Origin of the sequence: Streptomyces tibetensis (assembly GCF_040647715.1) — a bacterium.
Lineage (GTDB): Bacteria > Actinomycetota > Actinomycetes > Streptomycetales > Streptomycetaceae > Streptomyces > Streptomyces tibetensis_A.
This window is the reverse complement of sequence record NZ_JBEZCR010000010.1, coordinates 243,437-266,195: the sequence shown is the minus strand read 5'-3', so window position 1 is coordinate 266,195 and position 22,759 is coordinate 243,437. Positions and strand designations below refer to the sequence as shown.

The window sequence follows — 22,759 nt, the reverse complement described above, 5'->3', positions numbered from 1 at the left end:
CGACGCACCTCGACTCCCTGGCGTTTCCGGTCAGCCGAGGCGGGGCGCGGCCGGTGCCCGGTCCGTCCGGGACGGTGTCTTCCCACAGAACTCCGCTTCTATGACGTCCGTGTAGAGGGAGGAGTTCGGGAGCCAGTCGCCGTTGATGTTGAAGGTGAGCTGGTGTTCGCCGTCCAGGGTGCCGGCCATCGCGGACAGGGACCCGTTCGTACGGCCGCTCTTGCCCACCACCTTCACCCCGCAGGACAACCGCGCGAACTCGACCCCGAGTCCGTACCCGGTGCCGTGCCCGGCCGGGACCTCTTCGAACATCTCCTTCATCTGCCGCTGGGGCAGCAAGTGGCCCTTGACCAGGGCCCGTTGGAACCGGTTGAGGTCGCCGCTGGTGGTGATGACGTCACCCGCCGCGCCCAGCCAGGTCATGTTCTGTTCGGTGGCGTCGTGGATCTGGGCGTCGGGGCCGTCCTGGTGGAGCCGGGAGTAGCCGACGGGGTGGGGCTCCGGCATCCGGGGCGACGTGCCGGGGAACGACGTCCCGCGCAGCTTCAGCGGCCGGAGGATGCGGCGGGTGATCTCCTGGGCGTATCCGTGGCCCGTGGCCTTCTCGATGACCATGCCCGCGACGACGAAGTTGGTGTTCGAGTACGACGGTTCGCTCTCCTGGCCGGAGTGCGGTGGGCGCCGCAGAGCGATCGCCACGAGCTCCTCGGGCGTGTGGGTGTCGTACCGGTGCGCCGGGAAGCCGGGGCCCGCGCTGTCGTGGAGGAAGGCGGGGTCGTCGGTGTAGTTCGCGATGCCGCTGGTGTGGTTGAGGAGCCGGCGCAGGGTGAGCCTGCCGCCGTCGTAGCCGTTGCCGCGCAGCAGCCCGGGCAGCCATCGCTCGACCGTGTCGTCAAGGCTCAGTCTGCCTTCGGCCTCCAGCTGGAGCAGAACGGTCGCGACGAACGTCTTGGTGATGCTGGCTCCGCGGAAGTGCTCGCCGGCCGAGCGCTCGCGGCCGGTTGCGATGTCCGCGTAGCCCGACTCGCCGGACCAAATCCCCTTGCTGTCACGGACCTTGGCCGCCGCTCCGGGGAGCCCGCCCTTCTCGACCAGCGCGCGTAACGCGGTCCGGGTGGCCTCGTGGCCGTGCTGCCGATCCGCCGCCTGCGCGGCCGGGGCCAGTGCCGCCGTTCCGGCGGACAGCACCAAGGCCAGAGCGATCGAGACGGTGCGTGCGGCGCGCTGTTTCATGCGGGGGTGCCTCCTGGTCACCGAGGGGCGGTCGTGCCCACTCGGTGACCAGGACGCCCGGGCCGGGCCCCAGGGTTGATCTCGTGCCTCGTGCCTCGGGTCTCCGGTCTCCGTTTCGGGTCTCGTGCCTCCGTTCTCCGGTCTCCGGTCTCCGTCTCGGGCTTCGGGTCTCCGTCCCGGGTCTCCGGTGACGGAACCGTCGGGGTGTCAGCTCGCGACCGGCACGAAGGGGGGCGCGGCAGCGAGCGTGTCCCGACCGCCCGCGGGGTGGCGCCACAGTCCCTGCGCGGCGAGGCGCGGCAGGACTCCCTCGCCGAACCAGTACGCCTCCTCCAGATGCGGATAGCCGGAGAGGATGAACTCGTCAAGGCCCAGGGCGTGGTACTCCTTGATCCGGTCGGCGACCTCGTCGTGACTGCCGACCAGGGCGGTGCCCGCCCCGCCGCGCACCAGGCCGATTCCGGCCCACAGGTTGGGGTGGATCTCCAGGCGGTCGCGGCGGCCGCCGTGCAGGGCGAGCATGCGCTGCTGCCCCTCGGACTCGCTGCGGGAGAGACCGGCCTGCACCGACGCCACCGTCTCCGGATCGAAGCCGTCGAGCAGCCGGTCCGCCTCGGCCCAGGCCTGCTCGGCGGTGTCCCGGGTGATGACGTGCAGCCGGATGCCGAAGCGCAGGGTGCGGCCCTGGGCGGCGGCCAGCGACCTGAGCCGGGCGATCTTCTCGGCGACCTGGGCCGGGGGTTCACCCCAGGTGAGGTAGACGTCGGCGTGCCGGGCGGCGATCTCCCCCGCGATGGGCGAGGAACCGCCGAAGTACACCTCGGGCACGGGGTCGGGCACCCGGGCCAGTGCCGCCTCCTCCACCCGGACGTGCTCGCCCTGCAGGTCGACGGTGCCACCCCGCCACAATTCCCGCACGACCTGCAGGAACTCACCGGTACGGCGGTAGCGGCCGTCCTTGTCGAGGAAGTCCCCGAAGGCGCGCTGCTCCTTGTTCTCGCCGCCGGTGACGATGTTGAGCAGCAGCCGCCCGCCGGTCTGCCGCTGGAAGGTGGCCGCCATCTGCGCGGCGAGCGTGGGGGAGATCAGGCCGGGCCGAAAGGCGACGAGGAACTTCAGGCGTTCGGTGTGCTGGGCGACCATCGCGGTGGTGAGCCAGGCGTCCTCGCACCAGGCACCGGTGGGCGTGAGCGCTCCCGCGAACCCCACTTCCTCGGCGGCCCGGGCGATCTGGCTCAGGTAGGCGACCGTGGGCGGCCGGTCCCGCCCGGACGCGGTGGCCGGGGTGCCATGACCGCCGCCGACGACATGACGGCTGTCGCCGTTGGTGGGCAGGAACCAGTGGAACGTGAGGGACACGGGGAACTCCGATCGAGGGGGACGTGCGTGCGGCGGCGGGCGGCGTCAGCCCGCCACGGCGAGCAGCCGGGTGCGGCCGAGCGCCGCGGAGAACTGGTCGACCACCTGGTCCAGGGCCTCGGTGGCGTCCGGCGCGACGATCAGGGAGCCGTCGTCGTGAGCGGTGAGGTGCTTGTCGAGGGTGAACCAGCCCTGCACGATGTGGTCCGCACCCATGGAGTTGAGGACCGGGCGCAGGGCGTAGTCGATGGCCAGGACATGGGCCACGCTGCCGCCGGTGGCGAGCGGCAGCACGGTCTTGCCGGTCAGGGCGTACTGCGGGAGCAGGTCCAGCAGGGCCTTCAGGACACCGGAGTAGGACGCCTTGTAGACGGGTGTGCCGATGACGACGCCGTCGGCCCGGGCGAACAGTTCGGTGGCCTCGACGATGGCCGGGTGACGGAAGTCGGCGCCGAGCAGGGCCTCGGCGGGGATGGTGCGGACGTCGAGCGGGATCACGTCATGCCCCTGGGCCGCCAGCCGCTTGTCCAGGTGGCGCAGCAATCGGCTGGTGCGGGAGGAGGCGGAGGGACTGCCGGAGACGGACAGCACGGTGGCCATGGGCCCTCGATTCGGGGAGAAGGCGCGACTGCGCGGGGCATCGCCGGACTCGGGTACGCCACATTCGCAGGGCGTGGGAAAGTGCCGAGTTCGGGCGGGGGAAAGATCACCGCTCAGGGCGTGCCACCGGCACATGGCGGACGGCGGCGGATACGGCGGTGAGGAGAAGCGGCGAGCCGGGAGACTCAGGCTGCGGCGCGACAGGAAGCGCTGGAGACACGAGCGAGGTCGACGTGGCGTCGCCGCGTGAGGTCCAGTCGCATGGTCATGCCATGGATCGTGGCAGTGGAGGTCGAGGGCCGTCAAGGAAATCGCGGCTCATCTCGTATCCCGGACCGGCCCGTTCACGAACGGCACCCCGAACGGCCCGTTCACGAACGGCACCGCGAAAAGCCGTGCGCGCCCTCCCGGTTCGGTACGAGCCGAGGGGCGCGCTGTGTGCGGTCGGCGCGGGTCTCAGTCGCCGTCCGCCGGAACGACCACGAGGAAGGCGTCCGACTCCAGGTCCATCACGACGGTGGCCGGCTCTCCCTCGGCGCGGCGGCGTGCCGCGTACTCCTCCGCGGGCCACGATCCGCGCGGGGACCCCGCCGGGAACCGCTCCAACACCTTCGCGCCGATGGCCGTGGTCACGTCCGCTGCCCTCCCTGTCCCGCGCCGCCCGCCGGACGACGTCGCCGGTCACTGTCGTAGACATCCGGATGCCCCCGATCCGTCCGGACATGTACCGCCGGGCCTGTACCGCCGGGTGGATTCCGCCCCTCCCCCGATCTCTACACATAAAGGGAAAATAAGAGCAGAATGACGCTTACGCGGCGTTTACCGCACCCCTCCAGACGCGGTCGCCCTGCACCATGAAGGAGACGAGTCATGGCCAACGTCTCGCACACCAGAGGTGACATCACCACCCACCCCGACGCCTCCGAGATGCGGGACCGTTACGCCCGCATGCTCGGCGGCCGTGATGTGGCGCTCGTCGACGGACCGGTCTTCCTGCTCGGTCTGTACTGCGCCGCCTCCCCGTGGATAGTCCACTACACGACCAGTCAGCCGGCGCTCGTGACCCACAACCTGATCATGGGCATCGCGATCGGCCTGCTGGCGCTCGGGTTCACTCGCGCTCCGGAGCGCATGTACGGCCTGAGCTGGGCCATGTGTGCCCTCGGGGTGTGGATGATCATCTCGCCCTGGATCGTCGGCGACAGCCCGGACGCCGGTGTCGTGTGGAACAACATCGTCATCGGTGCACTGGCCGTGATCCTGGGGCTGGTGTGCGCCGGAACGGCGGCGAAGGCCTCGCCCAGGCCGTAATACGCCGGATGGGAACCGAGGGCCGGTCCGCACCCCGGACCGGCCCTTTCATACCCTGCCCACCGCTCCTCGTGACACGAGCCTCGACGGTGACCGACCGGCCACGTCGCGGCGAGCTTTCCACCGCTCGACGCGTGGCGCGGAGGGCTTGAGCAGGGCGGCTCGGTGAGCCCCTTCACCTCGAGCAGCGCCACGATGCGGGTCATCGACGGCGATCTGTGCGGCTACGGCGACGCCGTGTACTCGTACGGAGTCGTGGTCGTCAGCGCCGCGAAGCCGAGCCGTTCCAGGATCGGCCTGCTCTCGCTGGAGGCGTCGACCTGCAGGTAGCGGTAGCCGCGGGCCGCGGCGGCCCGGACGCGGTGGGCGACCAGGGAGCGGTAGATGCCCCGTCCGCGCCAGCCCCGGACCGTGCCGCCGCCCCACAGACCGGCGAAGGGGGTGCCGGGCACGAGTTCCATGCGGGCCGCGCTCACCGGCTGGTCACCGGCCATGGCCACGACGGCGACGACGGTGTCCGGGTCGGCCGACAGCCGGGCGAGGAGCTGGTGTCGCAGCCAGGAGCTGTCCGCGCCGAACGCCTTCTCGTGGACGTCGGCCACGTGATCGACGCCCGCCGGGTCGGTGACCGGCACGACGCTCACGCCCTCGGGCAGTTCGGTGTCGAGGGCGAGAGCACCGACCTCGCCGATCATCAGCGTCTCCTCGGGCCCGGGCGTGAACCCGGCCGCGCGCAGCCGCCGCTCGAGGCCGGCCGGCCGGTCGTGCCCGTACAGCTTCCACTCGAAGTCGAGGCCGAGCCGGGTGTAGTGGTCGATCTGTCCGGCGATCGCCGCGTCGGCCCCGGCCTCGTCGAGGGCGGACCACACGATGCCGTTCCAGCCCCCCGAGGAGGCGACCTGGCGCACGACACCGCCGGTCCGCTCGACCCGGGCACCGGGACCGTCCGGCCGGGCCCCCACCCGCAGGTCACGGTCGAACAGGGCAAGCAACTCGGCATGATCCATGGGCAGACTTCAGCAGCCACCGGGCCGGAAGGCAAAGGATTTACGGCGCATCAGACGCCCCTCCCGTCACGCCACCCCGTTCCTTTCCCCTGATGCGCAGGTGCCATAAGGTCCTGGCGATCACATCGTCTCGCGAGGGGTCGGTCCCATGGTCGTGAAGGACACGGAGCTGCCGTATCTGCGCCGCTGCGTGGAACTCGCGGCCCAAGCCCTGGAGGCCGGGGACGAACCGTTCGGTTCGGTACTGGTGAGCGGCGACGGCACCGTCCTCGGCGAGGACCACAACCGGGTGGCCTCGGGCGACCGCACCCGGCACCCCGAGTTCGAGCTGGCCCGCTGGTCGGCTTCGCACCTCACACCCGAGGAACGGGCGGCCGCCACGGTCTACACCTCCGGTGAACACTGCCCGATGTGTGCGGCCGCCCACGCCTGGGTCGGCCTCGGCCGGATCGTCTACGTCGCATCGTCCCGACAACTCGGCTCCTGGCTGCGGGAGTTGGGTGCCCCCGAGCCGGCGGTCCGGACACTGCCCGTGCACGAGGTGGCACCTCATGTAGCCGTGGACGGCCCTGTACCCGAACTGATCGACCAGGTCAGGGACTTGCACGTCAGGTTCCACCTCGGACGCGACTGAGGGCCCGGACGCGCCCGCCCGGGGGCCACGGGCCCGAGGGGTGGGGCGGCTGCCCGAGATGCAGAGCCCCTCGGGCGAACCTATGATCGATTTCAGTCAGAACCAGACGCAAGACGAGGCGTACGCCCCGCTCTCCCCGACGGGGGGAGGCATCATGTCTTCGCTGTCGGCCCGTCGGCTCATGGCCGTCCACCTCGCACTGGTTGCGAGGGTCATCGTCGTGCACATGACCGTGCGCGACAGGACCGGCGCAACGGCGCCGCAGGACCGGGTGGGCTTCCGGGAGCAGCTCACGGCGATCGACTCCGAAGCGGACGGCAGCCGGTTGATCACGACCCCGGCCCGGCCGCCCGCACCTTCCCCGTGCCGCTGAAGGACCACCGGTCATGACGACGCACAACGACGACGTGGACTGGGACCGCTGGCCGGTTGCCGACTACCTCGCGGAGAACTACCGCGAGGTGCACCCCTGGGACGCGGCGGTGATCGCGCACCACAGCGCCTACTACCGGCGCCTTCCGCCCGGCGGCATCGATCGCTCGGTGGAGTTCGGGGCGGGCCCCAACCTCTACCCTCTGATGCTCGCGTCCGCCGCGAGCCGCGGGATCGACGCCGTCGAGGCGGGAGCGGGCAACGTCGCCTACCTCACGGACCAGATCTGTCACCGTCCCGACGCGAGCTGGCTGCCGTTCCACGCGCTGTGCCGGGAACTCAACCCCGAGGTGCCGGCGACCCTGGCCGGTGCGCTGGCGCCGGTCAACGTCGTCCACGCCGACGTCCGGTCCCTGCCACGGGGCACGTACGAACTCGCCTCCATGCACTTCGTCGCCGAGGGCGCGACGGAGGACTTCGCCGAGTTCGCCGACTTCTGCCGCACCTTCGTCCGCACGGTCCGGCCGGGCGGCCGACTGGTCGCCGCCTTCATGGAGAACATGCCGACGTACCGCATCGGGCCGGCCTCCCGCTGGCCGGGGTGTCCGGTGAACCCGGCCGCCGTCACGGAGGTCTTCGCGCCTCTGACCCGGGAGCTGGAGGTGACCCGTCTCGACATGAACCCGGCCCTGCCGGACCACGGCGATGCGGGAATGGTGCTGCTCACGGCGGTGGCGGAGGCGGTGTAGCCCCCGTACGGGTCAGTCGTCCGCTCCCGGACGGAACCTGCGGCGCAGCACCACTCCCCCGGCGACCAGTGCCGCGCTCGCCGCCACGGCCTGGAGGGTGTGGTCCGTGCCCGTGTGGGCCAGGGCGCCCCTGGCGTGCGGGACGGTGCGCGGAGCCGGTTCGGGGGCCGGGTTCGGCCGGGGAGGCGGTGTCGGCCTCGGGACCGGCTTCGGCGGATGCTGGGGGCGGACCGGGCGGTGGTCGCCGGGGGTGTTCGAGGACTCGTTGCCGGTCGAGGCGTTGCCGATGCCGACCACGTCGACCGAGTTGCCCGTGACGTTGACGGGGACGTCGACCGGCAGCTGCACGACGTTGCCCGAGATCACTCCCGGTGAACCCTTTCCGCTGCCCTCGGCGACCGCGCCGCCGGACCCGCCCGGCCGACCGCCCCGCCCCTCGTCCCGGTTCGCGCAGCTGTTGCCGGCGGCGGGGTTCAGCAGCCCCACCACGTTCACGGTGTTCCCGCACACGTTCACCGGGACGTGCACCGGCAGCTGGACGGTGTTGCCCGAGACCACCCCCGGTGAACCGGCCGCCGAGCCGTCCGCGCCGGAACCGGCGTACGCGGGGACGGTCACGGCCATCGCGCCCGAGGCGGCGGCGACGGCGATCACTCCGTTTCGGGTCATCCTTCGCATGGACCCCTGCCTTCCAGACATCGTCGCGGGCACTCACCCGCACCCGGGAGAACGCCGCCCGCCCGGTCCGAGTTATGGCTTATCGGCCTTTCACTCCATCGAGCGGGCCGGTTGTCGAACTAGCGGTAAAACCCTTCGTCTACCGGCTCCGCGTGTGGGCTCGAACGGGGGCGGGCCTCGCGGGACACGGTTCGCCGCGCGGCCCCGCCCGCCCGGAGGCGAGGCCTTCGGGGCGCGCATATGGTGAGCGAGGGCGTCCCGGTCCACTGCGGGTCGCCCCGCGTCCCTGGAGGCATCGATGCTGGCCAAGCTGTCCACGCGCCCCTCGGTACGGCGCTGCGCGGTCACCGGCACGGCCGGGCTCGCCCTGCTGGGCACGGCACTGCCGGCCGCCGACGGCCCCCCGCCCGGCCTGGCGCGCTTCTACGATCAGAAGGTCACCTGGTCGAGGTGCGAGGGCATGGACATGCCGAAGGACCTCCAGTGCGGGAAGGTCACCGTCCCGCTCGACTACGCCAGGCCCGGCAAGGGCAGCCTCGACCTCGCCGTCGCCCGCTACCGGGCCACGGGCAGGTCCCGGGGCTCGGTGCTGCTGAACTTCGGCGGCCCCGGCGGTCAGGGCGTGGCCCAACTCGCCATGGGCGGCAAGGACTTCATGGGCCTGACGAACGGCTACGACGTGGTCTCCTTCGACCCTCGCGGCGTCGGCCGCTCCTCGCCGGTCAGCTGCGGAAACGCTTCGGACAACGCACTGGACGCGACGGACGGCAACGCCGACGTGGCCGATCCCGGGGCCGTGCTCGAAGACCTGCGCGCGGCGGCGGCCGAGTGCACCGAGCACTCGGGCCCTGTCCTGCCCCACATCGGCACGGTCAACGCCGCCCGCGACCTGGACGTCATGCGCGACGCGCTCGGCGACGACAAGCTCAACTACCTGGGCTTCTCCTACGGGAGCCGGCTCGGCGCGGTGTACGCGGCCCAGTACCCCGAGAAGGTCGGCAGGATGGTGCTGGACGGTGTCGACACACTGACCGAACCGCTGGCCGACCAGGGCGTGGCGAGCGCCCAGGGACAGCAGACCGCGCTGGAGAGTTTCCTGACCTGGTGCACCGAGGACATCGCCTGCCCGTTCGGACGGGATCCCCGAGAGGCCCGGGAGCACGTCGTACAGGTGGTCGAGTCGCTCGACAAGGACCCGCTGCCGACCGACTTCGGCGAGGCGTTCACCGGCCAGGACTTCGCGGGCGCCCTCGGGCAGGGCCTCTACAGCAGGGAGCTGTGGCCGTCGTTGCAGCGGGCCGTCGGCCAGTTGCTGGAGGACGGCGACACCCGCGGCCTGGAGGCGTTCCTGTCCGGGGGCTTCACCCTGCCTCTGCGGCGCGCCCCGCACGCCGGACTCACCGACCCGGCGGACATCCCCCTCGACAACCTGCCGGCGGCACTGATGGCGGTCAACTGCGCCGACGATCCCGACCGCCCCGCCGCCAAGCAGGTCACCGAGGACCTCGGCCGGTTGCGCGCCCGCTACGAGCAGGCGTCACCGGTGTTCGGACGGTACCGGCTCACCCAGGTACTGATGTGCTACGGCCGCCCCAAGGGCACCGACTACATCCGCGACGACGTCAAGGACGTCGAGACGCCGAGGATGCTGCTCGTCGGCACCCGGGGCGACCCGGCCACGCCGTACCGCTGGACGGTGGAGACGGCGAGGCGGCTCGGATCGTCGGCGGTGGTGCTCGACAACCGGGGCGAGGGCCACACCGGCTACGGCTCGTCGAAGTGTGTGCACAGCAAGGTCGACGCCTTCCTGCTGTACGGAACGCTGCCGCCGGACGGCAGTTCCTGCGGCTCCGACCACGACGACGAATGAGATCGACTGCCCCAAATGCCCTCTTCGTGAATTCGCTCTATCGTTCTGTCATGGAGAGCGTTCTGAGTCCCGCGACCCTTGCCGAGCTGCGGCGCCCGCGCCCCTATCCCGCGGTCTCCGTGCTGACGCCGACCCATCGGCGCGATCCCTACAACACCCAGGACCAGGTCCGGCTGCGCAACGTGGTGGCCGAGGCCAAGCGGCAGCTGGAGGCCGATCCGGCCGTCACCCGCGAACGGCGCACCGAGGTCGCCGGGCACCTCGACCGGGCCCTGACCGAGGTCGACCTGACACACACCGAGGACGGCCTGGCGATCTTCGCCGCTCCGGGCGAGCACCAGGTGTGGTCGCTGGCCAGGTCCGTACCCGAACGCGTGGTGCTCTCGGACACCTTCCTCACCCGCAACCTCGTCTCCGCCCAGACAGCCGGGCGGCCCTACTGGGTCCTGTCGCTCGCCGCGGACCGGGTCACGCTGTGGAACGGCGGCGTCGACCGGGTCGCCGCGGCCCGTCTCGGCGGCTTCCCGCTGACCCGGCGCGTGGAGAACTTCGACCCGGAGCGGCAGCAGCGAACCGGAGACACCCCGAGCGCCTTCCGGGAAGAACGCACCCGCCAGTTCCTCCGCGAGGCCGCCACCGCGATGAGCACCGTGCTGCGCGATCATCCCAGGCAGCTGTACGTCACCGGCGAGCCGGCCGCCCTCTCCCTGCTGGACGAGGTCGGCACCGCCGCCCGGAGCGCGGTGCGCATCCCGCACGGCGGGCTCGCCCACGGGACCCCCGAGGTGGTGTGGCAGGCCGTGCGGCCGGTGGTCGAGGCGGAGGCCCGCAGGAACACGGACGCCGTGACCCGCGCCCTCGAAACGGCCCGCGGGCGCCGGGAGTTCGCCGCCGGTGTCGACGAGCTGTGGCAGAGCGCCCGGGACGGCCGCGTCCGGCTGCTGGCCGTCGAGGAGAACTACCGGGTGACGGTCCGCGACGCCGGGGACCATCTGATCCTCGCCGAATCCGGCGACCTCGACTCCCGCGAGGACATCGTGGACGAGATCGTCGAACAGTGCCTGGAGACCGGTGCCGACGTCCGCTTCGTACCGGACGGCACACTCGGCGAGGCGGACGGCATGGCCGGGGTACTGCGGTACTGAGTTGAGGCGGCAGGGGACGGCAGTTCCGCCGGCAGACCCTAATAGCTGTCGTAGCCGGGCTTGCCGGTCGGCCGGTAGACGCCGACGACCGTGCCGCTCTTCGTCGTCGAGACGCTGACCGGCTCGAGAGAAGTGGGGACCGCTCCGTCGGCGAACAGCCGCTTGCCGGTGCCGATGATCACTGGATGGATGGTGAGCCGGTACTCGTCGACCAGGTCGTGTCGCATGAGCGTCTGGGCGAGGTCGCCGCTGCCGACGACGTTGATGTCGCCGCCGTCGGACGCCTTCAATTCGCGAACGGCGTCGGCGACGTCGCCTTCCAGCAGCGTGGAGTTCTCCCACTCCAGGGACGTCAGGGTCCGGGACGCCACGTACTTGCGCATGCTGTTCATACGCTCGGTGAACGGGTTGCCCGGATCGGCGGTCGGCCAGTACGCCGCGAAGATGTCGTACGTCTTACGGCCGAGCAGCATCGCGTCGCAGGGCTCGTACCAACCGGCGATGGCCGCACCGACCTCGTCGTCGGACACCGGCTTCTGCCAGCCACCGTGCTCGAAGCCGCTCTCGGCGTCCTCGTCCGGACCGCCCGGCGCCTGCATGACGCCGTCCAGCGACAGGAACGTGCAAATGATGATCTTACGCATGGTGCGCTCCCTTCATGTCGAGGGGTGGACTGCGCGATCACCGAAAACTCATCGGTGGGCGAAACGGCTCCATTCGTCAGGGGTACCAGGCGGCCGCCCGCCTCGCTCGAACACAGGACCGTCGAACAGTCGAAGCAGAACCGCACCGGCGCCCCGACCGGGCCTCAACTGCCGTGTGTAGTCTACGACTTGGATCTCCGGGTGGCGCACTCCGCGCCTACCTCGGAGTAACTCAGTGAGACTGTGGCATATGCCAGAAGCACCACCGTATCGTGTGTCGTCGAATCCCTTACAGGGCGTCGCGGGCTGTGCAACAGTCGTAACGGTCCCTCCGTCCGCCTTGGTCGTACCGTCCCCGCATCGGAGTGCGTCATGCCGTCCCACCTCTCCGCGGACCGCCCAGCCGCCCAGCCGCCCCGCCGCGGCTCGGTCGACGCGCTCATATCGCAGACGCGGCGGCTCAAGGGCGACGTGGACGCGGTGCGCCGCGACGCCGAGGGGGAAGGCGCGGATCACCCGCGCGAGCGCTGGCAGCGCGCCCTGTACGACCTGGCCCTGCACCAGCTCAACGACCTCGACGAGCACCTGGCTCAGTTAAGGGACGGCCCCCCGCCCACGGCGGCGGACCCGAACCCCACCGCATCCGCACCGGGCTCACTGCTCAGCCGGGTCGGCAGCGCCGAGTGGAACCTCCTGACGGACGAGGCCAGTTGGTCCGGGGAGCTTTACCAGATCCTGGGCCGCGACCCGGCCGCTCCTCCCCTCACCCTCGACGAGCTGCCGTCCCTCGTGGTGGACGAGGACCGGTCGAAACTGACGGCGATGGTCACCGACTGCCTCGTCGACGCGCGGCCCATCGACGGCGAGTTCCGCATCACCCGCCGGGGCGACGACGTACGGACCGTCCACATGATGGGCGAACCGGTGCTCGACACCGACGGCAGCACCGCCTCGATGTGGGCCGTACTGCGCGACGTCAGCGAACTGCGCCGCAGCCAGCGGGCGGTGAGCGAGACCCGTGACTCGCTCCACCACCACCAGGAGGCCGCGCGGAGCGAGCAGCGGCTCGCGGTCGAACTGCAGGAGGCCGTGCTGCCGCAGTGGCGCGGCTCCCTGCGGCTCCCGCACCGCGGCCCCAGGACCCTCGACCTCGCCTCCCACCACCTGCCGGCCGCGACGAACACACTCATCGGCAGCGACTGGTACGACGCACTCGAACTGACCGACGGCGAAACGCTCCTCAGCGTCGGCGATCTCACCGGCCAGGGCGTCGGCGTCACATCGAACATGACCATGCTGCTCGGTGCCGTACGCGGCATGGCCATGGCCGGTGCGCAACCGGGGCAGTTGATGGCCTGGCTGAACCAGTTACTCGACGCCACCGTGCAGCCCGCCCTGGGCAGCGCCGTCTGCTGCCGTTACCGGCCCGCCACCCGGACCCTGGTCTGGGCGCAGGCCGGACACCCCGCCCCGCTGCTGTTCCGCAACGGGACGGGCAGGGTACTGAACGCACCCGACGGCGTCCTGCTCGGCGCCACCTCGGGCGCCGTCTACGGGCAGGCCGAAGAGACGCTCGAGGTGGGCGACCTGCTGCTCCTGCACACCGACGGGCTGGTGCCCGGGCACACGGGATCGGCGGCCGCACAGCTGCTCCTCGGCCTGGCACCCCGCCTGGCCGTGAACCGCACCGCGGAGGACTGCGTGCGGACCGTGGTCCAGGAGTTCGGCGAGGGCCCGCGCGAGGACAACGCCTGTGTGCTCATGGCCAAAGTGACGTCCTGAGGAACCCCGCCCGGCTCAGGCCTGTGCGTGGTTGGCACCTCTGCCCTTCGTCCTCGGCAGGGCCAGTTTGATCTCCTCCCGCAACTCCTGGATCTTCGGGTAGCCGGAGTACTCGGCCGTGAGCCGGTACATCTGACGCAGCCGGTCCCAGGTGCGATGGGAGGAGTTGGACCCCATCGACACCAGGGCCAGTCGCGCGTACCGGTCGGCCTGTTCGGGGTCGTCCCCGATGAAGCAGGCCGAGGCCATCGACAGGTAGTCGAAGATCTTCGACCGCTGCCGGCCGTCGACCCGCAGGGCCAGGGCCTTCTCCGCGTAGTGCTGGGCATGCACCGCCGCGCCCGGCTCGAACTCGGCGAGCGTGCGGTAGGCCAGTGCCTGCATGCCGTACAGGTCCTCCTCCTTGAAGGTCTGCATCCAGTCCGGCGGTGGGACATCGGCCTTGTCGGAGACGAACAGGTCCTCCGCCCGCCCCAGAGTGCGGCGCATCGCCTGGCCCTTGCCCATGGAGGCCTGTGCCCAGGCCTCGACGGTGAAGAGCATCGCCCGGGTGCGGGGCAGCACCTCGTCACCGGAACCGGACGTGGCGAGCTTCATCAGGTGCAGGGCGTCGTCCGGTCTGCCCAGGTGCACCATCTGGCGGGCCGCGCGGGACAGTGCCTCGCCCGCGCGGGGACGGTCCCCGCCCTCCCGGGCCGCGTGCGCGGCGATGACGAAGTACTTCTGGGCCGTGGGCTCCAGACCGACGTCGTGCGACATCCAGCCCGCGAGGACGGCGAGGTTGGCGGCGACGCCCCACAGGCGCCGCTGGAGGTGGGGTGGGTGACGGTAGGCGAGCATGCCGCCCACCTCGTTGAGCTGGCCCACCACGGCCTTGCGCTGGAGCCCGCCGCCGCGGGCCGCGTCCCAGGCGCGGAACACCTCGACCGAGCGCTCCAGTTCCTCGATCTCCTGCGACCCGATGGGGGCGGCCTCGTAGCGGTCGAACCCAGCGGGGTCGGCGTGCAGGGGATGGTCGAGGTCGGGGGCGTCGCCAGCCAGGGAAGGGTCGGTGTGCAGCCAGTCGTGCATGGCGCTGCTGAGTGCGGATCCCGCGGCGAGCGCGGCGCCCGCGCCCACCAAGCCGCGTCGGTTGAGCATGAGGTCCATTCCCGTGAATTCGGTGAGGACCGCAGCCGTCCGCTCGGGCGCCCACGGCACGCCGTCGGGAGCATCCGCGCTCCCGCCGCCCTGCCGTTTCCCCGCACGCCCGTGCCGGACCAGACCGAGGTCCTCGATGGTCACGACACGGCCGAGACGCTCGGTGAACAGAGCCGCCAGCACCCGCGGCACCGGATCGCGCGGGATCTCTCCCGTGTCGATCCACCGCCGCACCCGGGAGGTGTCGGTCGACAGCTGGGGATGGCCCATGGCCGCCGCCTGCCGGTTGACCAGCCTCGCGAGTTCGCCCTTGGACCAGCCGGCCAGGCCGAACAGGTCCGCGAGCCGGGTGTTGGGTTGTCCGCTCACGTCAAGCCCCCAGGTTCTCGGCTGAGTTGACAGTAGCCCGGGGAGACATGCCGGGCGACTATTCGCCAGGGTTCGCCAGGGTGCGCCAGATGGTGTGCCACCGGCCATCCGGTGTCAGGTAGGAACGCGCCACCCCGACCCGGTCGCCAGGGACACTCCCCAGGGTTTCCCCGGGCATCCGGGCCGGGTGGTGCGCTGTCGTCGCAGGCACACGAAGGGATCTGTTTCGCCCATGTACGCAGCATCGTCCTCCGTGTCCGCACCGCCCCGGTCGCTGCACCCGCGTCCCACGGACAGCGGCCCCTACCTCGCCCCCGCGCGGTCGGCGGCCCCCGTGCTCGGTGCGGGCCGGGCTCGGCGCGGCGCGGTCCTCGGTAACCAACCGCTCAGCGGGAGACTCGACTTGTCCGGCCCTCAGGGCGCGCAGCTGCGCACGGCGATCGCGTCCGTGCACCGCATCTGCCCGGAGTTCGCCCCGGTGCAGGTGCTGCGCCGCAACGGACGGTCCGTGCTCCTGGTCGGCACGACCGGTCGCAGCACGGCTGTCGCCAAGTGTTTACTGGACCACTCCCCCGCCTGGTCGGAGCGGATCCGCCACGAGATAGCGGCATACCGCTCGTTCGTCCGGCACCGCCCACCCGTGCGGGCGCCGAGACTGATCGCGGCGGACCCGGACCATTGCACGCTGGTGATCGAGCGGATGCCGGGCCGGGTGGCGGCGCTCCAGCGGCACCCGGCGGAGGCGCCGCCCCGGTCCGACATCAGAGCGGCACTCGGCGCGATCTGCCGGCTGAACGCCTGGCGGCCGCCCGCGGGTACGTTCGACGCCCCGCTCGACTACGCGGCCCGGATCTCCCGGTACCACGAGCTGGGCCTGCTCACCGACCGGGACCTGGGCGACCTGCAGAAGCTGCTGCACGGGATCGCGCAGGCCTCCGGACGGCAGGGCATGGGCCAGTTCTGCCACGGCGACGCACTGCTGTCGAACATTCTCCTGTCACCGGCCGGTCCAGTGCTGGTGGACTGGGAGCACGCGGGCTGGTACTTGCCGGGATACGACCTGGCGACCCTGTGGTCGGTGCTCGGGGACGCACCGGTCGCCCGTCGTCAGATCAGCCAGATCGCACAGTCGGCGGGGCCCGCGTCCAGGGACGCCTTCCTGGTGAACCTGATGCTGGTGCTGACCCGTGAGATCCGGACCTACGAGACGGCCGTGCAACGCTCGATGCACGATCCGGCCCCGGCGGCACCGGGCACGGCCCATCCGGGTGCCGCGCCGACCGGCGAGGAGCAGAGGCTGCTGCTGCGGCGGCTGCACGACGACTGCCAGTTGGCCCGGCGCGCCGTGCGCGCGGCGGTCGGCACCCGCTGACGGGGACGAAGGGGCCGTCGTACACCTGGCCAGGTGTACGACGGCCCCTTCGTGTGCGGCGGTTCGGCTCAGTCCTGCTGGAAGAGTTCCGCGGGCAGCGGTTTGAGGAGGGCGTAGAGGTCGTCCGTGATGGGGCGGTCCCATGCGGCGATGGTCACGAGGACGTTGTCGCTGCGGTCGAACTGCACGCAGGAGATCCGGCTCTCGGAGAGCTTGACGCGGCGCACGATCAGGAGGTTGTCGCCCTGCATGACCGGTACGTCCTCGGTGCTGACGACGGTGACCTCCTCGTCGTTCTCCAGGGCCAGCAGCAGCTGGGCCACCTCGAAGGGGACCTCGCCCTCGGGGACGTCACGGGCCGGGGAGCCCTCCGGCAGATTGCCGATGATCATCGCGGGGCCGCGGCCGCCGAACAGGTCATAGCGCAGGAAGACGCCCTGGCAGGTGCCGTCGGGCGCGGGCAGCAGTCCCGCACCGAGATTGCCGGGCCAGTCGCCCGGGTCCATGGCCAGTACGTCGAAGTCGGGCCCGGCGGGAGTGGCGCTGCGGCGGCGGAGGAACGACATGTCGCCCATGGTACGTGCCACGGCCTGCGAAGTGCGGGGCGGGCGGCGGACCGGGGGGGCCGGGTTGACGCCCTGTGCCGGGAGTGGTGCCGGACCACCCGGTGGGGCCCGGCCGGTCTAGGCCGTCGTCCTGTGCCGCTGGTGGTGGCGTGCCACGCGGGCGCGGTTGCCGCAGGAGGGCTTGCACCACTCCTGGCGCGGATGTTCCTTGAGGAAGTACCGGACGCAGCGCGGTGCGTGGCAGGCCCGCAGCCGGTCGCGGTCGGGACTCGCGAGGAACGCGATCACGGCGTGGGCGAGGGACGCGGTCAGGTCGTCGCCGGCGTCGGCGGGCCTTCGGTGGACGACCGGGGTCACGCCCTCGGGCCAGTCGAGGACCGGCACGGTGGGGGTGCGGGCGGCCGCCTCGTTCAGGTGCCGCACCGCATCCGGCACGGGCATGAGGCGTGCCGCATCCGCGGGGCTCGGCTCGCCGGGGCGTACGGCCCGGGCGAAGAGTGCGCGGACGGCGGCCCGCAAGGCGCGGACGGCGGCGAGCTGCGCGGCGTCGGCGGTGAATCCGGCGGCTTGGCGGCCGCTGTCGCCGTCACCGGGCTGCGGCGCCATCCCCTGGGCGTCCGCACCGGCCGTGTGCCGGTCACCGTCGGACGGCTGCGGCGTCGCGCCCCGGTCGTCGGCTCGGCTGCGGGCACCGGCCGGCAGGGCTTCGGGGTGGGCCCGGACCCACGCGGTCAGGTCTGCCGGGTCGGTCAGGTCGTCGGCGACGCCGCCGTTGCCGTCGTGGCGGACGGTGAGGGCCAGGTCCAGGGCGAGCCGGGCGTCCCTGCTGATCGTTTCCCGCATGTGGCTAATGATAGGCCCGACCGTATCCATTACCACGGGTCGGTCCCCCGGGGCGACGGCTGCACCACGGCGGGTGGCCTCGACCGCATCCGGTACGGCGGGTCAGTCCTCCGAGGGGGACGGCGGCACCACGGCGACCGGGCTCACGGCGTGCAGCAGGACGGCGTGGCTGACCGAGCCCATCATGCCGGACGGGTGAGAGCAGGCACCGCCGGTGGGGCCCACGACGACGAGGTCGGCGTCCCGTGAGGCCGCGACGAGGTGGCCCCGGGACCTCCCGGCGCCTCGGCCTCGCGTCCGGACCGGGGCACCACGACGACAGGGCACTCGGCGTCGCGGGCGGCGGCCATCACTGCTCATGGGTTCCTCACCTCCGGGATCCGGCCGTCCCCTCCCGGGGCCAGCCTGACTCAGGCGGTGGCTCCGGGAGGACGCCTCCGGTGGCGTGTCCGGAAATGCGGACGGAACGAACGCCCCCGGATCGGCCGTCGCCTCCCGACAGCCCGGAACGCCGCACCCCGTCCTCAGGTGAGGTCGAACTCCCCCTCCCGCGCTCCCGAGACGAAGGCGCCCCACTCGGCGGGCGTGAAGATCAGCGAGGGGCTCTCCGGGCGGGCACTGTTGCGCATGGCGATGAAGCCCTCCACGAAGGCGATCTGGACATCCCCCCGCCCTCGGCTGCTGGACTGCCACTGTGCGTCTGTGAGGTCAAGCTCCGGCTTGTCCCAGCCTGTGAGCGGGCGCTGCTGGGTGGTGGTCTCGGCCACGTCGGTGCTCCTCCCGGTTCGTCGTCCGCGGCCAGCCTAGCCATCGTGTCCCACGGCCGACAGGGCACGTGAGGGGGACCTTTCAGGAGTCCGGGGGACGGTCGCCCACGAGCCACATCGAGAAGAACTGCGAGCCGCCGCCGTAGGCGTGACCGAGGACCCTGCGAGCCCCGTCCACCTGGTGTTCCCCGGCCTGCCCCCGCACCTGGAGTGCCGCCTCCGCGAAGCGGATCATGCCGGAGGCGCCGATGGGGTTGGTGGACAGCACACCGCCCGACATGTTGACGGGCAGGTCCCCGTCCAGTTCGGTCACGCCCGCCTCGGTGAGCTTCCAGCCCTCGCCCTCGCCGGCGAAGCCCAGGTTCTCCAGCCACATGGGTTCGTACCAGGAGAACGGCACGTAGATCTCGGCTCCGTCGATCTCGCGGCGGGGGTCGGTGATGCCGGCCTGCCGGTAGACGTCGGCGGCGCAGTCCTGCCCGGCCTGCGGGGAGACGAAGTCCTTGCCGGCGAAGAGGGTCGGTTCGCTGCGCATCGCACCGCCCAGCATCCAGGCGGGCGGCCGTGGCGACCGGGCGGCGCCGGCGCGGTCGGTGAGGATCATGGCGCAGGCGCCGTCGGAGGAGGGGCAGGTCTCCGAGTAGCGGACCGGGTCCCACAGCATGGGCGAGGCCATCACCCTGTCGAGGGTGATGTCGTGTTCGTGCAGGTGGGCGTAGGGGTTCTTGAGCGCGTTGCGGCGGTCCTTGTAGGCGACCAGGGCCCCGATGGTCTCGGGCGCGCCGCTGCGGCGCATGTAGGCGCGGATGTGCGGTGCGAAGAACCCGCCTGCCCCGGCCAGCAGGGGTTGCTGGAAGGGGATGGGCAGCGACAGGCCCCACATGGCGTTCGACTCGGACTGCTTCTCGAAGGCGAGGGTGAGGACCGTGCCGTGGACGCGGGCCGCGACGAGGTTCGCCGCGACGAGCGCGGTGGAGCCGCCGACGGAACCGGCGGTGTGCACGCGGAGCATGGGCTTGCCGACGGCGCCGAGGGCGTCGGCGAGATAGAGCTCCGGCATCATGACGCCCTCGAAGAAGTCGGGCGCCTTGCCGATGACGACGCCGTCGATGTCGGCCCAGGTCAACTCCGCATCCTGGAGGGCGCGTTGCGCCGCCTCGCGGACCAGTCCCGCGAGGGACACGTCCCGGCGTGCCGCTACGTGCCTGGTCTGGCCGATGCCGACGACGGCCACGGGCTCCTTGCTCATCGGGCTTCCCCTTCGAGTACGGCGACCAGGTTCTGCTGGAGGCAGGGGCCGGAGGTGGCGTGGGCGAGGGCGCGGTCGGACTCGCCGCGGTGGATGCGGGCGGCCGCCTCGCCGATGCGGATGAGGCCGGCGGCCATGACCGGGTGGGCGGCGAGCGCCCCGCCGGAGGGATTCACGTCCACGTCGTCGCCCAGCCGGAGGGCCTTGCGCAGGACGATCTCCTGCGCGGTGAAGGGCGCGTGCAGTTCGGCGGTGTCGACGGGCCGTTCGAAGGCTCCGGCCCGCTCGGCGGCCAGGCGGGTCGACGGCGAGTCGGTCAGGTCGCGCACGCCCAGGGCGTGGGCCTCGATGCGGTGGTCGATGCCGCGGATCCAGGCGGGGCGTGCGCACAGTTCCCGGGCCCGCTCCCCCGCCGCGAGGATCACGGCCGCGGCGCCGTCGCCGATGGGCGCGCAGTCGCCGGTGCGCAGGGGCTGGACGAGGTAGTCGCCCTGCGGCACGGGGCCGCGCAGCTGCGCGTGCGGGTTGGCGTGCGCCGCCTCACGGTTGCGCGAGGCCACGCCGGCGAAGATGTGCTCGTCGGCGTCACCCGCGTCGATGAGGGCCTGCGCCTGGAGGGCGGCGAGGGCCACGGAGTCGGGCCACAGGGGGGCCAGGTAGTACGGGTCGAGCTGGCGGGTCAGGACGTCGCGGACCGAGCCGGGCGAGGACTTGCCGTAGGCGTAGACGAGGGCGGTGTCGGCGTCGCCGGTGAGGAGCTTCGTCCAGGCCTCGTACAGGGCGAAGGCGCCGTCCATCTCGACGTGCGACTCGGAGATCGGCGGCCAGGCGCCGACACCGTCGAGGGCGAGGGTGAAGGAGAAGGCGCGGCCTGCGAGGTAGTCGCTGGAGCCGGAGCAGGTGAAGTCGATGTCGGCGGTCTTCAGGCGGGTGGCGTCGAGGACCTCGTGCAGCACCGGCATCAGCATCTCCACCTCGGAGAGCTCGTCGCTGGTGCGCCGGTGGTCGGTCTGGGCGAAGGCGACGACGGCGATCTCGCGGTCCCGCGGTGCGCTCGTCACAGCAGCTCCTTGTAGGTGTCGTAGTCCGCGTCGGGTTCGCCGGTGGGCCGGTAGTGGTCGGGGTAGCGAGCGCCCTCGGTCCACACGGGTTCGACGCGCAGGCCCATGCGGACCTGGTCGTAGGGGATGCCGCCGATGCGGCCGTGCAGCGCGAGGCCGGCGCCGTCGAGGGCGATGTGGGCGTAGACGTACGGCACCTCGATGTCGAGGTTCTTCGCTTTGATGTTGACGATGCAGAACGTGGTCACGGTGCCGCGCGGGCCCACCTCGACCTGCTCGGACGTGGCGACCCCGCAGGTGGGGCACACCCCCCTCGGGGGGACGTACACCTTGCGGCAGGAGGGGCAACGTTCGCCGACGGTCCGCCGGCCGGAGAGGGCGTTGATATGGGCGGTCTGGGCGCGGCCGGGCGAGTAGGTGTAGTCGAGGCGGGCCTCGGCGACGATGCCGGTGACGGGGTCCTCGAACTCGCCCGCGTGGACGGTGACGGTGGAGGCCTCTCCGTCGTACGGCTCGAAGCAGGCGATGTCCGTGATGGCGCCGGTGCGTTCCTCGGCCCAGCGGACGCGAACGCGCATGCCGGTGCGGACTGCGTCGGGGCCGGGTGCGTCGAGGGCGTGCAGGAGGGCGGTGTCGGCGCCGTCGAGGCGCACCAGGACCCAGGCGAAGGGCGTGTCCAGGGGCTGGCCGCGGCGGGGATCGTGGTTCCAGGCCCAGGTGGTGACGGTGCCCGTGATACCGACGTGGACGAGGTCGCTGATCTCCTCGGCGGTGACGGGGTCGTACTCGACGGGCGGGACCAGGGTGCGGCCGTCGCGGGTCTTCACCCCGAGGACCACGCGTTCCCGCAGGCCGGTCAGGAAGGCGCTCTGGACGGGCCCGAGGGAGCGGGTGAAGGGGAATTCGACGACGAGCGGCGCCTTGAGAACTGCGGACATCGAGGGCCTGCCTCCTTCGAGATCGGCGTGCACGGGGCGTGCCCCTCCGGGGCGCGGGGAAGTCGCGCGCTCAGCCTCCGACGGCCCGCGGCTCTGCACCGGCCGGAGCGGGCGCAGTGCTACGCGCGCTTGTAGACGGGTGGTCGTTTCTCGGCGAAGGCGCGGGCGCCTTCCCTGGCGTCGGCGGTGTCGAAGACGGGCCAGCCGCAGGTGAGTTCGGCGGCCAGGCCGTCGGTCTCGGTCATCTCGGCGGTCTCGTAGACGGACGCCTTGACGGCCTCGACGGCCAGCGGGCCGCAGGAGTTGATCTGTTCGGCGATCTCCAGCGCCCTGCTCAGTGCCGTGCCGTCGGGGACGACGTGACCGACCAGGCCGATGGCGGCGGCCTCCCGGGCGCTGTAGGGGCGGCCGGTGAGGAGCATCTCCAGGGCGTGGGTGCGCGGGATCTGGCGTTGCAGCCGGACCGTGGAGCCGCCGATGGGGAACAGGCCGCGCTTCACCTCGAACAGGCCGAAGGTGGCGGACTCGGCGGCGACGCGGATGTCGGTGCCCTGGAGCACTTCGGTGCCGCCTGCGACGCAGTACCCCTCGACGGCGGCGATCACCGGCTTGCGCGGACGGTGATGGCGCAGCATCGCCTTCCAGTGCAGGTCGGGGTCGGCCTTGAGCCGGTCCCGGTACTCCTCGCCGGCCATGCCGTTCCCGGCGAGGGCCTTGAGGTCCATGCCGGAGCAGAACGAGCCGCCCGCGCCGGTGAGGACGATCGAGCGGACCGAGTCGTCCGCGTCGGCCTCCAGCCACCCGTCGTGGAGGCCGACGAGCATCGGCAGCGAGAGCGCGTTCCTGGCCTGCGGCCTGTTGAGCGTGAGCACCAGTGTGGCGCCTTCGCGCTGCACGGTGAGGTGTTCCGTCCCACCCATGGCGAACTCCCCTCTCGTGGAACGAGAACAGGTTGCAGTAGGGCGGGAAGCACTTCAAGGGTTTTCTGACAGGCAGTCAGATTCTTTCGCGCTGACCCTTCACACTTGGACCGCCCTTTGCTCTGATGACCGCGAACCGTCCGATGGCAG

Annotated in this window: 25 protein-coding genes; 8 read left to right on the top strand and 17 right to left on the bottom strand. The window is 71.7% G+C overall.

Annotated elements, in window-relative coordinates:
- Positions 1–30: 30 nt before the first annotated feature.
- The 5 genes from AB0B29_RS26685 to AB0B29_RS26665 form a co-directional block, all read right to left on the bottom strand.
- A complete protein-coding gene (locus AB0B29_RS26685) occupies positions 31–1,233 on the bottom strand; it encodes a serine hydrolase domain-containing protein (protein ID WP_362243997.1) in 1,203 nt (400 codons plus the stop codon).
- Positions 1,234–1,440: 207 nt separating this feature from the next.
- Positions 1,441–2,592 (bottom strand): LLM class flavin-dependent oxidoreductase, encoded by a 1,152-nt coding sequence (locus AB0B29_RS26680; protein WP_362243996.1) that lies wholly within the window; start codon positions 2,590–2,592, stop codon positions 1,441–1,443.
- 45 nt (positions 2,593–2,637) lie between these two features.
- Positions 2,638–3,192 (bottom strand): NADPH-dependent FMN reductase, encoded by a 555-nt coding sequence (ssuE, locus tag AB0B29_RS26675; RefSeq protein ID WP_362243995.1) that lies wholly within the window; start codon positions 3,190–3,192, stop codon positions 2,638–2,640.
- A gap of 185 nt (positions 3,193–3,377) precedes the next feature.
- Positions 3,378–3,455 carry a putative leader peptide gene (locus tag AB0B29_RS26670; RefSeq protein ID WP_351405193.1) on the bottom strand — a complete coding sequence of 26 codons (78 nt, stop codon included), beginning with the start codon at positions 3,453–3,455 and terminating at the stop codon, positions 3,378–3,380.
- Between the two features lie 193 nt (positions 3,456–3,648).
- Entirely contained in the window at positions 3,649–3,825 is a 177-nt protein-coding gene (locus AB0B29_RS26665) for a hypothetical protein (RefSeq protein ID WP_352099835.1), read from the bottom strand.
- Between the two features lie 237 nt (positions 3,826–4,062).
- Here AB0B29_RS26665 and AB0B29_RS26660 point away from each other — a divergent pair, with 237 nt between their 5' ends.
- Entirely contained in the window at positions 4,063–4,503 is a 441-nt protein-coding gene (locus AB0B29_RS26660) for an SPW repeat protein (RefSeq protein ID WP_362243994.1), read from the top strand.
- A gap of 224 nt (positions 4,504–4,727) precedes the next feature.
- Here the strand turns inward: AB0B29_RS26660 and AB0B29_RS26655 are convergent, their stop codons facing one another.
- Positions 4,728–5,510, bottom strand: a complete 783-nt coding sequence (locus AB0B29_RS26655; protein ID WP_362243993.1) for a GNAT family N-acetyltransferase — start codon at positions 5,508–5,510, stop codon at positions 4,728–4,730.
- 148 nt (positions 5,511–5,658) lie between these two features.
- On the opposite strand from AB0B29_RS26655, the gene AB0B29_RS26650 reads away from it, so the two are divergent.
- The 3 genes from AB0B29_RS26650 to AB0B29_RS26640 all read left to right on the top strand — a co-directional run bounded on the left by AB0B29_RS26650 (position 5,659) and on the right by AB0B29_RS26640 (position 7,265).
- On the top strand, positions 5,659–6,144 hold the full coding sequence (locus AB0B29_RS26650; RefSeq protein WP_362243992.1) for a nucleoside deaminase: 486 nt from the start codon (positions 5,659–5,661) through the stop codon (positions 6,142–6,144).
- A 154-nt stretch (positions 6,145–6,298) separates the two neighbouring features.
- Positions 6,299–6,517 (top strand): hypothetical protein, encoded by a 219-nt coding sequence (locus tag AB0B29_RS26645; RefSeq protein ID WP_362243991.1) that lies wholly within the window; start codon positions 6,299–6,301, stop codon positions 6,515–6,517.
- A 13-nt stretch (positions 6,518–6,530) separates the two neighbouring features.
- Positions 6,531–7,265, top strand: coding sequence for a class I SAM-dependent methyltransferase (locus AB0B29_RS26640; protein ID WP_362243990.1), 735 nt, complete (start codon positions 6,531–6,533; stop codon positions 7,263–7,265).
- A 12-nt stretch (positions 7,266–7,277) separates the two neighbouring features.
- Here the strand turns inward: AB0B29_RS26640 and AB0B29_RS26635 are convergent, their stop codons facing one another.
- On the bottom strand, positions 7,278–7,943 hold the full coding sequence (locus tag AB0B29_RS26635; protein WP_362243989.1) for a chaplin: 666 nt from the start codon (positions 7,941–7,943) through the stop codon (positions 7,278–7,280).
- 298 nt (positions 7,944–8,241) lie between these two features.
- Between AB0B29_RS26635 and AB0B29_RS26630 the strand changes: the two genes are divergently transcribed.
- Both AB0B29_RS26630 and AB0B29_RS26625 read left to right on the top strand, forming a co-directional pair.
- The gene (locus AB0B29_RS26630; protein ID WP_362243988.1) at positions 8,242–9,813 is read left to right on the top strand and encodes an alpha/beta hydrolase; all 1,572 of its coding nucleotides are present in this window, start codon (positions 8,242–8,244) and stop codon (positions 9,811–9,813) included.
- A gap of 50 nt (positions 9,814–9,863) precedes the next feature.
- Positions 9,864–10,958 (top strand): baeRF3 domain-containing protein, encoded by a 1,095-nt coding sequence (locus tag AB0B29_RS26625; protein ID WP_362243987.1) that lies wholly within the window; start codon positions 9,864–9,866, stop codon positions 10,956–10,958.
- Positions 10,959–10,996: 38 nt separating this feature from the next.
- Here the strand turns inward: AB0B29_RS26625 and AB0B29_RS26620 are convergent, their stop codons facing one another.
- Entirely contained in the window at positions 10,997–11,602 is a 606-nt protein-coding gene (locus AB0B29_RS26620) for a dihydrofolate reductase family protein (protein ID WP_362243986.1), read from the bottom strand.
- Between the two features lie 372 nt (positions 11,603–11,974).
- Between AB0B29_RS26620 and AB0B29_RS26615 the strand changes: the two genes are divergently transcribed.
- The gene (locus AB0B29_RS26615) at positions 11,975–13,384 is read left to right on the top strand and encodes a PP2C family protein-serine/threonine phosphatase (RefSeq protein ID WP_362243985.1); all 1,410 of its coding nucleotides are present in this window, start codon (positions 11,975–11,977) and stop codon (positions 13,382–13,384) included.
- A gap of 15 nt (positions 13,385–13,399) precedes the next feature.
- Here AB0B29_RS26615 and AB0B29_RS26610 read toward each other — a convergent pair whose 3' ends face one another.
- Positions 13,400–14,893 (bottom strand): DNA-binding protein NsdB, encoded by a 1,494-nt coding sequence (locus AB0B29_RS26610; RefSeq protein ID WP_362243984.1) that lies wholly within the window; start codon positions 14,891–14,893, stop codon positions 13,400–13,402.
- A 232-nt stretch (positions 14,894–15,125) separates the two neighbouring features.
- Between AB0B29_RS26610 and AB0B29_RS26605 the strand changes: the two genes are divergently transcribed.
- Entirely contained in the window at positions 15,126–16,265 is a 1,140-nt protein-coding gene (locus AB0B29_RS26605) for an aminoglycoside phosphotransferase family protein (RefSeq protein WP_362243983.1), read from the top strand.
- Between the two features lie 68 nt (positions 16,266–16,333).
- Here the strand turns inward: AB0B29_RS26605 and AB0B29_RS26600 are convergent, their stop codons facing one another.
- The 8 genes from AB0B29_RS26600 to AB0B29_RS26565 form a co-directional block, all read right to left on the bottom strand.
- Positions 16,334–16,831 (bottom strand): hypothetical protein, encoded by a 498-nt coding sequence (locus AB0B29_RS26600; protein ID WP_362243982.1) that lies wholly within the window; start codon positions 16,829–16,831, stop codon positions 16,334–16,336.
- Positions 16,832–16,948: 117 nt separating this feature from the next.
- Positions 16,949–17,674 (bottom strand): CGNR zinc finger domain-containing protein, encoded by a 726-nt coding sequence (locus AB0B29_RS26595; RefSeq protein WP_362243981.1) that lies wholly within the window; start codon positions 17,672–17,674, stop codon positions 16,949–16,951.
- A 102-nt stretch (positions 17,675–17,776) separates the two neighbouring features.
- A complete protein-coding gene (locus AB0B29_RS26590) occupies positions 17,777–18,034 on the bottom strand; it encodes a universal stress protein (protein ID WP_436845884.1) in 258 nt (85 codons plus the stop codon).
- Positions 18,035–18,198: 164 nt separating this feature from the next.
- Positions 18,199–18,441 (bottom strand): DUF397 domain-containing protein, encoded by a 243-nt coding sequence (locus AB0B29_RS26585; RefSeq protein WP_104786506.1) that lies wholly within the window; start codon positions 18,439–18,441, stop codon positions 18,199–18,201.
- Positions 18,442–18,523: 82 nt separating this feature from the next.
- Complete coding sequence (locus tag AB0B29_RS26580) at positions 18,524–19,690, bottom strand: thiolase domain-containing protein (protein ID WP_362243980.1); 1,167 nt, start codon at positions 19,688–19,690, stop codon at positions 18,524–18,526.
- Positions 19,687–20,751 (bottom strand): thiolase domain-containing protein, encoded by a 1,065-nt coding sequence (locus AB0B29_RS26575; protein ID WP_362243979.1) that lies wholly within the window; start codon positions 20,749–20,751, stop codon positions 19,687–19,689. Before AB0B29_RS26575 ends, AB0B29_RS26580 begins: the two co-directional genes overlap by 4 nt.
- Complete coding sequence (locus AB0B29_RS26570) at positions 20,748–21,689, bottom strand: Zn-ribbon domain-containing OB-fold protein (RefSeq protein ID WP_362243978.1); 942 nt, start codon at positions 21,687–21,689, stop codon at positions 20,748–20,750. The genes AB0B29_RS26575 and AB0B29_RS26570 overlap by 4 nt, the downstream gene beginning before the upstream one ends.
- Before the next feature lie 119 nt (positions 21,690–21,808).
- Positions 21,809–22,609, bottom strand: a complete 801-nt coding sequence (locus AB0B29_RS26565; RefSeq protein WP_362243977.1) for a crotonase/enoyl-CoA hydratase family protein — start codon at positions 22,607–22,609, stop codon at positions 21,809–21,811.
- Positions 22,610–22,759: the final 150 nt, after the last annotated feature.

What these genes read in the sequence shown, in the direction of transcription:
- AB0B29_RS26685 (WP_362243997.1), bottom strand. Translation starts at nt 1,233, where the DNA reads ATGAAACAGCGCGCCGCACGCACCGTCTCGATCGCTCTGGCCTTGGTG.
- ssuE (WP_362243995.1), bottom strand. Translation starts at nt 3,192, where the DNA reads ATGGCCACCGTGCTGTCCGTCTCCGGCAGTCCCTCCGCCTCCTCCCGC.
- AB0B29_RS26670 (WP_351405193.1), bottom strand. Translation starts at nt 3,455, where the DNA reads ATGCGACTGGACCTCACGCGGCGACGCCACGTCGACCTCGCTCGTGTC.
- AB0B29_RS26660 (WP_362243994.1), top strand. Translation starts at nt 4,063, where the DNA reads ATGGCCAACGTCTCGCACACCAGAGGTGACATCACCACCCACCCCGAC.
- AB0B29_RS26655 (WP_362243993.1), bottom strand. Translation starts at nt 5,510, where the DNA reads ATGGATCATGCCGAGTTGCTTGCCCTGTTCGACCGTGACCTGCGGGTG.
- AB0B29_RS26650 (WP_362243992.1), top strand. Translation starts at nt 5,659, where the DNA reads ATGGTCGTGAAGGACACGGAGCTGCCGTATCTGCGCCGCTGCGTGGAA.
- AB0B29_RS26645 (WP_362243991.1), top strand. Translation starts at nt 6,299, where the DNA reads ATGTCTTCGCTGTCGGCCCGTCGGCTCATGGCCGTCCACCTCGCACTG.
- AB0B29_RS26640 (WP_362243990.1), top strand. Translation starts at nt 6,531, where the DNA reads ATGACGACGCACAACGACGACGTGGACTGGGACCGCTGGCCGGTTGCC.
- AB0B29_RS26635 (WP_362243989.1), bottom strand. Translation starts at nt 7,943, where the DNA reads ATGCGAAGGATGACCCGAAACGGAGTGATCGCCGTCGCCGCCGCCTCG.
- AB0B29_RS26630 (WP_362243988.1), top strand. Translation starts at nt 8,242, where the DNA reads ATGCTGGCCAAGCTGTCCACGCGCCCCTCGGTACGGCGCTGCGCGGTC.
- AB0B29_RS26625 (WP_362243987.1), top strand. Translation starts at nt 9,864, where the DNA reads ATGGAGAGCGTTCTGAGTCCCGCGACCCTTGCCGAGCTGCGGCGCCCG.
- AB0B29_RS26620 (WP_362243986.1), bottom strand. Translation starts at nt 11,602, where the DNA reads ATGCGTAAGATCATCATTTGCACGTTCCTGTCGCTGGACGGCGTCATG.
- AB0B29_RS26615 (WP_362243985.1), top strand. Translation starts at nt 11,975, where the DNA reads ATGCCGTCCCACCTCTCCGCGGACCGCCCAGCCGCCCAGCCGCCCCGC.
- AB0B29_RS26605 (WP_362243983.1), top strand. Translation starts at nt 15,126, where the DNA reads ATGTACGCAGCATCGTCCTCCGTGTCCGCACCGCCCCGGTCGCTGCAC.
- AB0B29_RS26600 (WP_362243982.1), bottom strand. Translation starts at nt 16,831, where the DNA reads ATGTCGTTCCTCCGCCGCCGCAGCGCCACTCCCGCCGGGCCCGACTTC.
- AB0B29_RS26595 (WP_362243981.1), bottom strand. Translation starts at nt 17,674, where the DNA reads ATGCGGGAAACGATCAGCAGGGACGCCCGGCTCGCCCTGGACCTGGCC.
- AB0B29_RS26590 (WP_436845884.1), bottom strand. Translation starts at nt 18,034, where the DNA reads ATGAGCAGTGATGGCCGCCGCCCGCGACGCCGAGTGCCCTGTCGTCGT.
- AB0B29_RS26580 (WP_362243980.1), bottom strand. Translation starts at nt 19,690, where the DNA reads ATGAGCAAGGAGCCCGTGGCCGTCGTCGGCATCGGCCAGACCAGGCAC.
- AB0B29_RS26570 (WP_362243978.1), bottom strand. Translation starts at nt 21,689, where the DNA reads ATGTCCGCAGTTCTCAAGGCGCCGCTCGTCGTCGAATTCCCCTTCACC.
- AB0B29_RS26565 (WP_362243977.1), bottom strand. Translation starts at nt 22,609, where the DNA reads ATGGGTGGGACGGAACACCTCACCGTGCAGCGCGAAGGCGCCACACTG.